11 protein-coding genes are annotated in these 14,114 nt (G+C 66.0%); 4 read left to right on the top strand and 7 right to left on the bottom strand.

Annotation, left to right across the window (positions count from 1 at the left end; genetic code table 11):
• Positions 1 to 19: 19 nt before the first annotated feature.
• From mmsA to C8C95_RS19230, 4 genes are all read right to left on the bottom strand, one after another.
• The gene (mmsA, locus tag C8C95_RS19215) at positions 20 to 1,615 is read right to left on the bottom strand and encodes a multiple monosaccharide ABC transporter ATP-binding protein (protein WP_116749621.1); all 1,596 of its coding nucleotides are present in this window, start codon (positions 1,613 to 1,615) and stop codon (positions 20 to 22) included.
• A gap of 110 nt (positions 1,616 to 1,725) precedes the next feature.
• Positions 1,726 to 2,796 carry a multiple monosaccharide ABC transporter substrate-binding protein gene (chvE, locus tag C8C95_RS19220; protein WP_116749622.1) on the bottom strand — a complete coding sequence of 357 codons (1,071 nt, stop codon included), beginning with the start codon at positions 2,794 to 2,796 and terminating at the stop codon, positions 1,726 to 1,728.
• 191 nt (positions 2,797 to 2,987) lie between these two features.
• Positions 2,988 to 3,953 carry an ABC transporter substrate-binding protein gene (locus C8C95_RS19225; protein WP_116750363.1) on the bottom strand — a complete coding sequence of 322 codons (966 nt, stop codon included), beginning with the start codon at positions 3,951 to 3,953 and terminating at the stop codon, positions 2,988 to 2,990.
• A gap of 78 nt (positions 3,954 to 4,031) precedes the next feature.
• The gene (locus C8C95_RS19230; RefSeq protein ID WP_116749623.1) at positions 4,032 to 5,483 is read right to left on the bottom strand and encodes an aldehyde dehydrogenase family protein; all 1,452 of its coding nucleotides are present in this window, start codon (positions 5,481 to 5,483) and stop codon (positions 4,032 to 4,034) included.
• A gap of 135 nt (positions 5,484 to 5,618) precedes the next feature.
• Here C8C95_RS19230 and C8C95_RS19235 point away from each other — a divergent pair, with 135 nt between their 5' ends.
• On the top strand, positions 5,619 to 6,581 hold the full coding sequence (locus C8C95_RS19235; protein WP_056067548.1) for a LysR substrate-binding domain-containing protein: 963 nt from the start codon (positions 5,619 to 5,621) through the stop codon (positions 6,579 to 6,581).
• Between the two features lie 980 nt (positions 6,582 to 7,561).
• On the opposite strand, the gene C8C95_RS19240 is transcribed toward C8C95_RS19235, so the two are convergent.
• Positions 7,562 to 8,383, bottom strand: coding sequence for an SDR family oxidoreductase (locus tag C8C95_RS19240; RefSeq protein WP_055401789.1), 822 nt, complete (start codon positions 8,381 to 8,383; stop codon positions 7,562 to 7,564).
• A gap of 124 nt (positions 8,384 to 8,507) precedes the next feature.
• Between C8C95_RS19240 and C8C95_RS19245 the strand changes: the two genes are divergently transcribed.
• Together C8C95_RS19245 and C8C95_RS19250 are read left to right on the top strand one after the other, a co-directional pair.
• On the top strand, positions 8,508 to 9,461 hold the full coding sequence (locus C8C95_RS19245) for an SMP-30/gluconolactonase/LRE family protein (RefSeq protein ID WP_116749624.1): 954 nt from the start codon (positions 8,508 to 8,510) through the stop codon (positions 9,459 to 9,461).
• A gap of 76 nt (positions 9,462 to 9,537) precedes the next feature.
• Positions 9,538 to 10,467 carry an aldose 1-epimerase gene (locus C8C95_RS19250; RefSeq protein WP_116750364.1) on the top strand — a complete coding sequence of 310 codons (930 nt, stop codon included), beginning with the start codon at positions 9,538 to 9,540 and terminating at the stop codon, positions 10,465 to 10,467.
• Positions 10,468 to 10,559: 92 nt separating this feature from the next.
• On the opposite strand, the gene C8C95_RS19255 is transcribed toward C8C95_RS19250, so the two are convergent.
• A complete protein-coding gene (locus tag C8C95_RS19255; protein WP_116749625.1) occupies positions 10,560 to 12,173 on the bottom strand; it encodes a rhodanese-related sulfurtransferase in 1,614 nt (537 codons plus the stop codon).
• 26 nt (positions 12,174 to 12,199) lie between these two features.
• Positions 12,200 to 12,856, bottom strand: a complete 657-nt coding sequence (locus C8C95_RS19260) for a cysteine dioxygenase (protein WP_243415724.1) — start codon at positions 12,854 to 12,856, stop codon at positions 12,200 to 12,202.
• 204 nt (positions 12,857 to 13,060) lie between these two features.
• Here C8C95_RS19260 and C8C95_RS19265 point away from each other — a divergent pair, with 204 nt between their 5' ends.
• Positions 13,061 to 14,086 carry an ABC transporter substrate-binding protein gene (locus C8C95_RS19265; protein WP_116749626.1) on the top strand — a complete coding sequence of 342 codons (1,026 nt, stop codon included), beginning with the start codon at positions 13,061 to 13,063 and terminating at the stop codon, positions 14,084 to 14,086.
• Positions 14,087 to 14,114: the final 28 nt, after the last annotated feature.

Here is a 14,114-nt window from a genome sequence, read left to right on the forward strand (position 1 = left end):
CTGAAGAGGGGCGCTGCAGCTACGCGCGGCCACCGTGCAAGGGCCGCCCCGCCGCACTGGCGGCGTCCCCCTTGGGGGGGATGGCGCGAAGCGCCTCAGGGGGGGTACTCACGATGGCTCGCACGATCTTTTCTTGCGAGGCATCTGAAGTTGGCATCTCGGCCACAAAGCGGCCTTCGTTCATCACATAGATGCGGTCCGTGACGCCCAGCAGCTCGGGCATTTCGGAGGAGATCACGATCACGCATTTGCCCTCGGCCGCCAGCTGGGCGATGAGGGTGTAGATCTCGTACTTGGCGCCCACGTCGATGCCGCGCGTGGGCTCGTCGAGGATGAGCACTTCGGGGCTGGTGAACAGCCATTTGCTCAGCACCACTTTTTGCTGGTTGCCGCCCGACAGGTTCAGCGTCTTCTGGTCCACGCCCGAGCAGCGGATGCGCAGCTTCTCGCGGTAGTCCTGTGCCACGCGGTGTTCCTGGCCGCTGTCGATCACGCTGGCGAACGACACGCCCGGCAGGTTGGCCAGCGAGGTGTTGAACTGGATGTCTTCGTTCAGCACCAGGCCATTGCCCTTGCGGTCTTCGGTCACATAGGCCAGGCCATGGCGCACGGCCTTTTCCACTGTGCTCACATCGATGGGCTGCCCGTGCAGCCGCACTTCGCCGCTGATGCGCTGGCCCCAAGAGCGGCCGAAGATGCTCATGGCCAGCTCGGTGCGGCCTGCTCCCATCAGGCCCGCAATGCCCACAATCTCGCCGCGCCGCACGTTCAGGTCGATCCCCTTGAGGTGCTCGCGGTCGCTGCGCTGCGGGTGGTGGGCGCGCCAGTTGCGCACCTCAAAAACAATGTCACCCACTTGCGGCTGACGCTGGGGGTAGCGGTCGCTCATCTCGCGGCCCACCATGGCCTGGATCACGCGGTCTTCGCTCACCGGGCCTTCGCGGCAGTCCAGCATCTGCACGGTGCTGCCGTCTCGCAGCACGGTGATGGCATCGGCCACGCGCGAGATTTCATTGAGCTTGTGCGAGATCAGGATGCAAGTGATGCCCTGGGCTTTCAGCTCCAGGAGCAGGTCCAACAGGGCCTGGCTGTCGTTTTCGTTCAGGCTGGCGGTGGGCTCGTCCAGGATCAGCAGGCGCACCTTGCGCGACAGCGCCTTGGCAATTTCCACCAGCTGCTGCTTGCCCACACCCAGCTGGCCCACCGGTGTGTCGGGCGACTCGCGCAGGCCCACCTTGTGCAGCAGCGCTTGGGCGCGGCTGTGCGCAGCCATCCAGTCGATGACGCCGTGCCGCGCGGTTTCGTTGCCAAGGAAGATGTTCTCGGCAATCGACAGCAGCGGCACCAGCGCCAGCTCCTGGTGAATGATGATGATGCCCAGGTGCTCGCTGTCGCGGATGCCCGCAAACTCGCGCTCCTGCCCGTCGAACAGGATCTGGCCGCTGTAGCTGCCGTGTGGGTACACACCCGACAGCACCTTCATCAGCGTGGATTTGCCCGCCCCGTTTTCGCCGACGATGGCATGGATCTCCCCGGCCTGCACCTGCAGGTTGACCTGGTTCAGCGCCACCACGCCAGGGAAGGTTTTGCGGATGTTCCGCATTTCAAGAAGCATGGTCTCTCAGTCTGTTGGCGGGGCCTCTGGCCCCATCCCGGTTGCACGCCGCCTGCGCTGCCCCAGCAGCATTCGCAGGCGGCGGCTCTACATGCAGAAGCCGCTCGCGCTCACTTGATTTGGGACTCCTTGTAGTAGCCACTGCCCACCAGCACCGTGTTCCAGTTGGATACGTCCACCGACACGGGCTTGAGCAGGTACGAGGGCACCACCTTCACGCCGTTGTTGTAGGTCTTGGTGTCGTTGATCTCGGGCTGCTTGCCCGTCAGCACGGCGTCCACCATGTTGGCGGCCACCTTGGCCAGCTCGCGGGTGTCCTTGAACACGGTGGAAGACTGCTCGCCCTTGAGGATGGACTTGATGGAAGGCACCTCTGCGTCTTGGCCGCTGACCACGGGGCAGGGCTGCTGGGCGGTGCAGTAGCCCACGCCCTTGAGGGAGGACAGGATGCCGATGGAGATGCCGTCATAGGGCGACAGCACCGCATGCACCTTGTCCTTGCCGTAGTAGGCCGACAGCAGGTTGTCCATGCGCGCCTGGGCCACCGAGCCATCCCAGCGCAGCGTGCCCACCTTGTTCATGCCGGTCTGCTTGCTGCGCACCACCAGCTTGCCACTGTCGATGTAGGGCTGCAGCACGCTCATGGCGCCGTCGTAGAAGAAGAAGGCGTTGTTGTCGTCCGGCGAGCCGCCGAACAGTTCAATGTTGAACGGGCCCTTGCCTTGCTTGAGACCCAGCTTGTCCACGATGGAGGTGGCCTGCAGCACACCCACTTGGAAGTTGTCGAACGTGGCGTAGTAGTCCACGTTCTTCGAGCCCTTGATGAGACGGTCGTAGGCAATGACCTTCACGCCCTTGTCGGCCGCGTTTTGCAGCGCCTTGGACAGCGTGGTGCCGTCAATCGACGCGATCACCAGCACCTTGGCACCCTTGGTGATCATGTTCTCTATCTGCGCGAGCTGGTTGGGGATGTCGTCTTCGGCGTACTGCAGGTCGGTCTTGTAGCCCCGGTCCTTGAGCACCTTGACCATGTTGTCGCCATCGGCAATCCAGCGCGCCGAGGACTTGGTGGGCATCGAGATGCCGATGGTGCCCTTGTCCTGGGCCGATGCCACGGACGTGGCTCCGACGGCAGCCAGTGTCACGGTGGCCAACACGGCCTTGAAAATTGCACGCTTCATTTGAGTCTGTCTCCTGGTGTGAATTTGTTTTTTTGATAGACGCCTGAAGTCCGCCGCAGGCCGTCGCAACTGGCACGGTTTAATGCCAGTGCCACCGTGCAAGGGCCGCCCCGCCGCACTGGTGGCGTCCCCCTTCCCGCATCGCGCAGCGATGCGAGAGAAAGGGGGAAGGCGCGCAGCGCCTCAGGGGGTTAATACTTCCTGTTCGGCATTTCCTTCGCCGCCACTTCCATCGGAAAGATGCCTTCTTCGGTCACGATGCGCTTGGGCACGGCCTTGCCTGCCTTGATGTCCTTCACAGCGCTCATCAGCTGCGGGCCCAGCAGGGGGCTGCACTCCACGCTCACGTTGAGCTTGCCGGCGATCATGGCTTCGAACGCGCCCTTCACTGCGTCGATGGAGATGATGACGATGTCCTTGGCGGGCTTCATGCCGGCCTCTTCGATGGCCTGGATGGCGCCAATCGCCATGTCGTCGTTGTGCGCGTACAGCACATTGATCTTCTTGCCCTCGGCCTTCAGGAAGGCCTCCATCACTTCCTTGCCCTTGGCACGGGTGAAGTCGCCGGTCTGGCTGCGGATGATCTTGAACTTGGGGTCGGCCTTGATGACTTCTTCAAAGCCCTTCTTGCGGTCGATGGCAGGGGCGGAGCCCACAGTGCCTTGCAGCTCGACGATGTTGACCTCGCCCTTCTGGTCCTTCATCTTCTCCACGAGCCAGCGGCCGGCCTTGCGGCCTTCTTCCACAAAGTCCGAGCCCATGAAAGTCACGTACAGCGATGTGTCCTTGGTGTTCACTGCGCGGTCGGTCAGCACCACGGGGATCTTGGCGGCCTTGGCCTCGCGCAGCACGGGCTCCCAGCCAGACTCCACCACGGGCGAGAACGCAATCACGTCCACCTTCTGCGCGATGAACGAGCGGATGGCCTTGATCTGGTTCTCCTGCTTTTGCTGCGCGTCCGAGAACTTCAGTTCGATGCCCGCCTCCTTGGCGGCCGACTTGATGGACTCGGTGTTGGCGGTGCGCCATTCGCTCTCGGCCCCCACCTGGCTGAAGCCCAGCACGAGGGGCTTTTGCGCCCAGGCAGTGCCGGGCAGCAAGGCGGCCACGGGCACGCTGGCCAAGGCGGCAGCAACGGTGCGGCGGTTCATTTTCATCATCTTGTCTCCTGTCTGTAATGGTTGGTTGACGATGGTTGCGGGATGGAAAGAAGGAACGCTCGAAAAGGGCAGGGCTCAAGCCAGCATGTAGCCCGTCTTGACGGTGGTGTAGAACTCAGCGGCGTAGCGCCCCTGCTCGCGGGCGCCGTAGCTGGATTCCTTGCGGCCACCAAAAGGCACATGGAAGTCCACACCCGCCGTGGGCAGGTTCACCATGGTCATGCCCACGGCGGCGTGGCGCTTGAAGTGCATGGCGCGCTTGAGCGACGTGGTGCAGATGCCCGCACACAGGCCAAAGGGCGTGTCGTTGGCCAAGGCCAGTGCGTGCTCGTAGTCGTCGGCCCGCAGCACGCAGGCCACGGGGCCAAAGATTTCCTCGCGCGCCACGCGGTGCTCGGGGCGGGCCAGGAAGAGGGCTGGGCTCATGTAATGGCCTGGGGTGGGGCGCTCCAGGCGCTCGCCACCCCAGACATGCTCCGCTCCCTCGCTCTTCGCAATGTCGATGTAATCCAGGTTTTGTGCCAGCTGGTTGTCATCCACCACCGGGCCCATCTCGGTGCCGCGCTCCAGCGCGTGGCCCACCTTCAGGCTGGCCAGCCGGTTGCGCAGGCGCGCCACAAAGGCGTCGTGCACCTCGGCCTCGACGATGAGACGGCTCGATGCGGTGCAGCGCTGGCCGGTGGAGAAATACGAGCCCTGCAGCGCGCAGTCCACCGCCTGGTCCAGGTCGGCGTCGGCCAGCACGATGAGCGGGTTCTTGCCGCCCATCTCCAGCTGCACCTTGGCGCGCCGTGCTGAGGCCGCGCGCAAGATGCGGTCGCCTGTGGAAACAGAGCCGGTAAAGCTCAGCGCATTGACCAGCGGGTGATCCACCAGCGTCTGGCCCACCTCGCGGCCGCTGCCCATGACGAGGTTGAAGGCACCGGCGGGCAGGCCGCTGCGGCTGATGATTTCGGCCAGCGCCCAGCCACAGGCGGGCACCAGCTCGGCGGGCTTGAACACCACGGTGTTGCCGTAGGCCAGGGCAGGGGCGATCTTCCAGGCCGGGATGGCGAACGGGAAGTTCCACGGCGCGATGATGCCCACCACGCCCACGGGCTCACGGGTCACGTCCACCTGCACGCCCTGGCGCACAGAGGCCAGCAGCTCGCCCTGGATGCGCAGCGCCTCGCCCGCAAAAAACTTGAAGATCTGCCCGCTGCGTGCCACTTCGGCGATGCCTTCGGGCAGCGTCTTGCCTTCTTCACGCGCCAGCAGTGCGCCCAGCTCGTCCTTGCGTGCCAGCAGCTCGCTGCCGATCATGTCCAGCACGTCGGCGCGGCGTTGGGGCGTGCTTTGGCTCCAGGTGGGCAGCGCGTCGGCCGCGGCGCGCACGGCCAACTCGGTCTGGTTGCGGTCGGCGCGGGCGTATTCGGCCACCACCTCGCGGGTGTCCGACGGGTTGGTGCTGATGCCGGTGGTGGTGCCGATTTCCCACCGGCCGTTGATCAGGTGCCGGGGGCTGAGCTGGAGGTCGCCGAGCTTCATGGAGAGAGGCCTTTGTTGCAGTTGCGGCGAAGTCTATGGAAGGTTTCGATATCAATCCAATCGTTTTTTAGACAAAATACATATCGTTCTTTGCATTCTGGAAAACCCCTCCCTTTTTTTCCCGTCCTCCCATTCATGAGCACCTACAACCACTGGTTCATCCGCGCCCGCCTCAAGACGCGCCAACTGCTGCTGCTGGTGGCCCTGGCCGAAGAGGGCAACATCCACCGCGCCGCCCAGGTGCTCAGCATGACCCAGCCGGCCGCCTCCAAGCTGCTCAAGGACCTGGAGGATGTGCTGGAGGTGTCGCTGTTTGACCGCCTGCCGCGTGGCATGCGCCCCACCTGGTACGGCGAAACGATGATCCGCCACGCGCGCATGGCCCTGGCCAACCTGAACCAGGCGCACGACGAGATCGGTGCGCTCAAGCGCGGGCACTACGGCCAGGTGGGTATCGGCGCCATCACTTCACCCGGCCTGAGTCTGCTGCCCGCCGCCGTGGCGCAGGTCAAGCAGGAGCACCCCAGCCTGCGCATTTCGCTGGACATCGAAACCAGCCCCGTGCTGCTGGAGCGGCTGGAGCAGGGCAAGCTCGACATCGTGGTGGGCCGCCTCTACGAGGAGCACGACAAGGAGAACCTGCGCTATGAGTCGCTGACGGAGGAGCTGGTCTGCGCCATGACGCGCCCGGGCCACCCGCTGTCGAGCATGACCGGGTTGACGCTGCGCGACGTGGTGTCGGCCAGCTGGATCGTGCCGCCAGCGGGCAGCGTGTTGCGGCACCGGTTTGACCTGATGTTCCAGCAGGACGGGCTGGCGCCGCCGCTGCACACGGTGGAGACATCGGCGCTGTTGTTCATCACGCGCATGCTGCAGCAGAGCGACATGATTGCGGTGGTGGCGGAGGATGTGGCGCGCTATTACGCGGCGCATGGGATCGTGACGGTGTTGCCGCTGGCGATGCCGTGCCATATGGATGCGTTCGGAATCATCACGCGGTCGGACCGGCTGCTGTCGCCGGCGGCGAAGGTGATGATGAAGGCGTTGAAGCAGACGAGTCTGGTGCAGTATGGGCGGAGGTTGGAGGTGGGGGATTGATGGTTTAGGTTGTTGTTGGCTGGATACGCTAGGGGGATATGGGCTGGTAGCTATTGATTTTGTAGTGCTTTTTTGATTGTTGCGTTGGGTATGGGTTGCACATCTCGCTGCGTGTCTGGTTCTAAGGCGGAGGCCGGGAGTCGCCCGGCGAGCGAGTAACTTTCTTTTGCTTCGCCAAAAGAAAGTCACCAAAGAAAAGGCGACCCCCAGTCTGCGACCCCTGCGCTGCGCTTCGGGGCAGACCTGCGTCGTGTCGGTTGCGGGGTGCGCCGTGGAACTCGCTTTGCGCTGCGCGCGCCGCTCGGACAGCCACGGCGAGTCAGAGCACGAAGCACGCGCGCTCCGACGCGCGTGCCACCCCGCAACCGCCCCGCCGCAGGCGCAGCCAGCAGGGGTGGGACAGCCGAACAACCGAACAACCGAACAACCGAACAACCGAACAGCCCTCGGGCCATCGCTGCGCTCGGCCTGGCCTGCGCAGCGCGTGGCGCTTGCGCCCGCGAGACGGGGCCGAGCGTAGCGCAGCGAAGCAATGGCCCGTGTGGATGTCCGCTCCCCGGGTTCCCTTCTGGATGCGCCTGGGGCGCGCAGGGCGCGGGGTGGCATGTGTGCCGAAGGACACGCATGCTTCGTGAACTGACTCACCGCAGTTGTTCGAGCGAAGCGCCGCAGGCGCGCAGCGAGTTCTGCGGTGCACCCCGTGACCGAGCACCCCAGGTTGCCCCGTAGCGAAGCGAAGGGGTCGCAGACAGTAGGGCCGCCCTTTCTTTGGTGACTTTCTTGTCGAGCAAGCGAAAGAAAGTTACTCGCACGCCGGGCGACTCCCGGCCTCCGCCCTGAATCCAAGCATGCCTCTCAAACCAGCGCGCGCCGGCTCATACAGGATCAGCTCGAACGCTCGTAGATCACCAGAAAATACAAAAACAATAGCTACCAGCGCTTAATGGATAAGCGCCAGAGCCCAAAAAGACTTCAAAAAATCAAACCCACCCCGCATCCACCTTGAACTCCTGCGCCGTACACATCGCCGCATCGTCCGACGCCAAAAACAACACCATCCGCGCAATGTCATGCGGCCGCAGCTTGTCCGGCAAACACTGGTTGCGCGCCAGCTCCTTCTCGCCCTCGGCATCTAGCCACAGCTTGATCTGCCGCTCCGTCATCACCCACCCCGGCGACACCGTGTTGATGCGGATCCGGTCCTGCCCCAGCGTCTTGGCCAGCCCGCGCGTGAGGCCGTTCACCGACGACTTCGCAATGGCATAGCAGGGGTAGCCCGTGCCCTTGCCCTGCCAGCCCGTGGAGCCCAGGTTGATCACCGAGCCCGCGCCCAGCCTGCGCATGCCGGGCACCACGGCCTGGATGGCAAAGAAGGCGGGGCGCTCGTTGATGGCCATGCGCTCGTCGTAGTACTCGGGGGTCACGGATTCGAGCGTGTGCCGGTCATCGCTGGCCACGTTGTTCACCAGCACTGCAAAGTCGCTGCCCAGCTCGGCCGCCGCTTCGGCCACGCAGGCCTGCAGGGCGTTCACATCGCGCACATCACACACACGCCACCAGGGGCGGGGCAGGCCTGCGTCGGCAATGTGCTGGGCCAGGGCTTCGCTGGCGTTGCGCGCCACGTCCACAAACGCCACGCGGGCACCTTGTTCGGCAAACGCCGCCACGATGGCCGCGCCAATGCCGCTGCCGCCGCCAGTCACAAACACGGCGCGGCCTTGCAGGCTGGGGAATTTCGCCAGGCCCTGGGGGGCGCCGGTGGCGTCGGTCGAGGAAGAGGAGGGGGTAAAAAGCTGTGTCATATCAATATTGCAATCAATCAATGGCAAAAAAATTCATTTCAAGCATCAATTGGCGTTGATAAGATGCCGCTCGTCAAGTGCCTGGTGGCAGGCCGATGCAAAAAAACGACCGGAGACAACCAACGTGCGCCCTTCGCTGGATACCCCCATCCCACCGTCCAGCGGCGCGTCCGCCTCTGCTCCCACAACAACCGGCGCCGTGCGCTGCGTGGTCACACTGGGCAACGCACTGGGTGAGGGGGTGATGTGGTCGGTGCGCGAGCAGGCCGTGTACTGGGTGGACATCCTGCAGCGCGAGCTGCACCGCTGGGACCCGGCCACCAGCGCCCACCAGCGCTGGACGTTTGACGAAGAGATTTCTGCCATTGCCGAGCGCACCAACGCCCCCGGCTTCATCGTCACCCTGCGCCGGGGCTTTGCACTGTTCGACCCCGCTGCTGACATCGCCCCGCGCTACCTGCACCAGCCCGAGCCAGAGCGCACAGGCAACCGATTCAACGACGGCAAGTGCGACGCCCAGGGCCGCTTCTGGGGTGGCAGCATGGACTTTGCGTGCGAGGCTCCCACGGGCGCGCTCTACACCTACACCGCCAGCGGCCACTGCGTGCGGCACGACGATGGTTTTGCCGTGACCAACGGCCCCACCTGGGCCACCACCGCGCAAGGCCCGGCCATGTTTTTCAACGACACGGTGCAGGGCACCACCTATCGCTACCGCTGCGACCCGGCCACCGGCATCGTGAGCGACAAGACCTTGTGGAAGCGCTGGCCCGCGGCTGACGGCGTGCCCGACGGCATGACCACCGATGCGCAGGGCCGCCTGTGGGTGGCGCACTGGGGTGGCGGCTGCGTCACCTGCCACGACGCCGACACGGCCGACGAGCTGGCCCGTATCCCGCTGCCCGTGAGCCAGGTCACCAACTGCGCCTTTGGCGGTGCGGACCTGTGCACGCTGTACATCACCTCGGCCCGCACCGGCCTCGCGCCCGAGCAGCTCGCGGCCGAGCCGCTGGCCGGTGCGCTGTTTGCCGTGGACGTCACCACGCCCGGACTGCCCGCGCATCTGTTTGGCGGCTGATGCCGGCCCCGCGCGCAGCAGCGAGGCCCATGGCTCCGCCTCCTTTTTTCTCCATCCCGCAGAAAGCACACCGCCCATGACCGAGGCCTCTTCATCCCACCCCATCGTCTGGCTGCACCACGCGGGGCAGCACCTGGGCCTGGTGCCCACACTGGGCGGCAGCGTGGCAGCCTGGCAGATCGACGACCCGCAAGAGGCTGATGCGCGCATCGACCTGTGGCGGCCGTGGGATGGAGCCACGCCCGACCTGTACCAGCTTGCATCCTTTGCCATGGTGCCCTGGTCCAACCGCGTCAGCGGCGGCGGGTTTGAGCATGCGGGGCAGTTCCACCCCATGCGTCCCAACCGCGTGGGCGAGCCGTACCCCATCCACGGCGACGGGTGGCTGCAGCCCTGGCAGCTGACCCAGCCCGCGCCCGGCACGTTGCAGATGCAGCTGCGCTCCGAGCGCTTTGACGGCAACCCCTACGAGTACGAATGCGTGCAGACCTTCCGCCTGGTGGAGGGCGGCCTGGACCAGTCGGTGCAGGTGCGGCACCTGGGCGAGCAGCCGCTGCCCTACGGCCTGGGCCTGCACCCCTGGTTTCCGCGCACGCCCCGCACGCGCATCAAGGCGCCGGTGCAAGGCGTGTGGCTGTGCGGCGACGACCCTTTGCCCACGGAGCACACGCAGCAGTTTCCGCCTGGCTGGGACTTGAATGCAGGCGCCCCCGCACATGGCGGCCTGATCGACAACGCCTACACCGGCTGGGGCGGCACCGCGCAGATCGACTGGCCCGAGCGCGGGCTGCGCCTCACCGCCCACATGCCGGACTTTGACAAGGACGGCGGCGCGGCCCACCACTACTGCCTGGTGTACCGCCCGCCACAGGGCCCGGCGTTCTGCTTTGAGCCCATCACCCAGCCCATCGATGCCTTTCACCAGCCGGGCCAGCCCGGCCTGCGCACCTTGGCGCAGTGCGAGGTGCTGGCGATGAACGTGTCGTGGCGGTACGGGGCGTTGTGAGCGCCCTGGGGGCGCCCCGGAGTGGGTTTATAGAGAAATCAGCCGGTAGCGCTAGTGAATCATGCGCTGGCAGCTATTAAATCGATAGTAAATCAGATCACCCGGAACCCGTGGGTGCCGTCGCGCCCCAGTTGTTCCACCAGCCCGAACTCCCAGTCCAGGTAGGCCTGCATCGCCTCGCGCGGGCTGTCGGTGCCTTCGTACGGGCGGCGGTAGCGGTCGATGCGTGGCGAGGCCAGGCGCGTCTCGCCATGCTCCAGCGGCAGGCCCTGGGCAATCCAGGCCAGCGTGCCACCCTCCAGCACCACCACCTCGGCACCACCCGTCAGGCGAGCCAGGTCCTGCGCGGCATAGCGTGCCAGCAGGCTGCTGCCACAGGTCAACACATAACGCTGCGCCTTGGGAATGCTGGCCACGGCCTGCGCCAGTTGCGAGCGGATCACGAACCACGCGCCGGGGATGTGGCGCTGCACGTAGTTGGCGCTGGTGGTCAGGTCCAGCACGGCGGTGTGGCCGGGGCGCTCTTTGCTTTCTTCGTTCAGCCAGGCCGCCAGTTGCGCGGGCGTGACCCAGGCGATGGGGCCTTCGGGCTCGGGCACGGTGTTGGCCACGGCGCCGGTCTCGCTGAAGTCGGCGGCGGGCGCGTCGTCCAGCACCCACACGTCCCAGCCCATCTGCGCCAGCCACGATGCGCTCATGTTCGCGCGCACGCCGTCGTCATCCACCAGCACGATGCGCGCGCCACGCACGGCGGCGGTGTGGTCGGTCTCCTGCACCAGCTGGCCGCCGGGCGTGTTGCGAAAGCCGGGCAGGTGGCCTGCGGCAAATTCTTCGGGCGTGCGCACATCCAGCAGGTAGGTGGTGCGCTGCGCCTCGGCCGCAAAGCGCGTCAGGTCGGCGCGGGTGGCGCGCTGCACGCCCGCACGGTCGGCCACGCTGCGTGCCTGCTGGGGCGCGCGCTCGCGGTCGGCATGCACGGCGGGGTCAAAGCGGCGGGTGGCGCCGCGCTCCAGCGTCTGGCCGGCCAGCAGCCAGCCGATGGTGCCGTTGCGCAAGGCCGCCACCGGGTTGGGGATGCCCGCGTTCACCAGCGACTGCGTGCCGATGATGCTGCGCGTGCGGCCCGCGCAGTTCACGATGATCTGCGTGGCCGGGTTGGGCGCCAGTGCCTGCGCGCGCAGCACCAGCTCCGCGCCGGGCACGCTCACGCCGGTGGGGATGTTCATGGTGTGGTACTCGTCATACCGGCGCGCATCCAGCACCACGACATCGGCCTGGGCGTCGATGAGCGCCTGCACCTCTTCGGCCGCCAGCGAGGGCGTGTGGCGCTCGGCCTCCACCAGCTCGCCAAACGATTTGCTGGGCACGTTCACGTCGATGAACAGCTCGCCGCCCGCATCGCGCCAGCCCTGCAGGCCACCGGCCAGCAGCGTCACCTGCGTGTAGCCCAGCTGCTGCAGCTTGCGCGCGGCGGGCTCGGCCAGGCCTTCGCCGTTGTCGTACACCACGATGAAGGTGTCGCGGCGCGGAATGCGCGTCCACGCCTCCAGCTCGATCTTGCCGGCGGGCAGGTTGGCGGCGAACAGCGGGTGGCTCTGGGCAAACGGGTCTTCCTCGCGCACGTCGAGCAAGGCGATTTCCTGGCGGGCGAGCAGGGCCTCGCGAACCTGGTGGAACGAAGTCTGGGGCAGGGCGGGAGCGGTCATGGTCTTGGTGTTGGGTCGGATCGGCTTCAGGCAGCCGGTGCAGGGTTTTTGGACAGGTCCCAGAGGTTGGGCAGGGTGCCGTTGCTGTAGCCCGAGATGAATGGCTTGCGCGTGCCGTCCTCCAGGTACACGCTGCGCTGCACCGCGCCAATGTTGGCGCCGTACACGTGGATGCTGATGGAGGTGTGGCCCTCCCACGCGTTGCTTACGCGGTGCACATCGCCTATGGCAGGGTCGTTGGGCGAGACGGTCTCCACCTGGCCCGGCTGCAGCCGCACGGGCGCGCCCTGCGGTGCCCAGCGGCCGTCGGGCGTGCGGGTATAGGCCTGCGAATCCTCGGCGCCGCGCAGCATGCCGATCAAGCCCCACACGGTGTGGTCATGAATGGGCGTGGCCTGGCCGGGGCCCCACACAAAACTCACGACCGAAAAGCGCCCCAGCGCATCGGCATGCAGCAGGTACTGCTGGTAGCGCTCGGGGTGGGGCTGGGCATAGGTGTCGGGCAGCCAGTCGTCATGGGCCACCAGCGCGCCCAGCAGCGTGGCGCCCTGGGCCAGGGTGTCGGGCTCGGGCAGGCGCTGCTCCACCAGCGCGGCCAGCTGCTGCACAAAGTGGCGCAGGCGGGCGGTGTGGGGGGCGGAGGGGGACGTGGGTGGGGTCGATGGGTTGGGCAATGCACTCATGCCCGGTATTGCACCAGCGCCCGGGCTGCCCGTGTGTTGCGTGTTTTGCATATGCATCCCTGTTTTTCTTCGTTCTGTTGCGAGGCGTCTTTCAGTTCAATGCCAATCCATCGTAACGGCGGTGCGGACCGGCTCGCAGGCATCCACAGGAATTCACGGGCAATCGCAGCGCCGATCAGGATTTGACAACCAAAAGGGCACAACATGAGCAAGCTTCAAAACCAAGGTGGGGTGGGAGGGCGCTGGACGCGCCGGCAGCTGTTGCAGACAGCGGGCGCGGCCAGCGTGGTGGGGGCGTCGAGTGTGGTGGGCAGCCACGTGCTGGCCGCCGGCAAGCTGCGCGAAGTGAAGCTGGCGTGGAACGCCAACGCCATCTGCCTGTCGGCCGCGCCGGTCGCCATCGAGCGCGGCATTTTTGAAAAACATGGTCTCAAGGTCGAGCTGATCAACTTTGCGGGCTCCACCGACCAGTTGCTGGAGACCATCGCCACCTCCAAGGCCGACGCGGGCCTGGGTATGGTGCACCGCTGGATCAAGCCGCTGGAGTCGGGCTTTGACGTGAAGTTGGTGGGCAGCTCGCACGGCGGTTGCTCGCGCCTGGTGGGCTACGAGGCCGCGGGCGTGACCAGCCTGCAAAAGCTCAAGGGCAAGACCATTGCGGTGTCGGACCTCAACAGCCCCGGCAAGAACTTCTTTTCGGTGCTGCTGACCAAGGCCGGGCTGAACCCCGAAAAGGACGTGACCTGGCGCCAGTTCCCCGGCGACATGCTGGGCCTGGCGGTGGAAAAAGGCGAGGCCCAGGCCATTGCCGATGGCGACCCCAACCTGCTGCTGATCCAGCGCCGCACCAAGGGCCTGGTGGACCTGGCGTCCAACCTGTCGGGCGAATACGCGGCCAAGACCTGCTGCGTGCTGGGCGTGAGCGGCGCCATGGTGCGCAACGACAAGGGCACGGCAGCCGCGCTGACCCGCGCCATCATCGAGGCGTCGGACTTTGTGGCCGACAACCCCAACGAAACGGCGCGCATCTTCAGCCCGTATTCCAAGGTGCCGCAGGAGGACCTGCGCGCCGTGCTGGGCACGCTCACGCACCGCAGCCACCCGGTGGGCACGGCGCTGCGGCAGGAGATCGAGTTCTATGCCCGCGACTTCAAGCTGGTGGGCGTGCTCAAGCCCGGCACCGACCCTGCGCGCTTCGCGGCCCACGTCCACGCTGACGTGCTGGTGTAGCAAAGGGCACCCCCCTGAGTAACCGTCT

The sequence above is a fragment of the Acidovorax sp. 99 genome (genome assembly GCF_003096455.1).
Taxonomy (GTDB): domain Bacteria; phylum Pseudomonadota; class Gammaproteobacteria; order Burkholderiales; family Burkholderiaceae_C; genus Acidovorax; species Acidovorax delafieldii.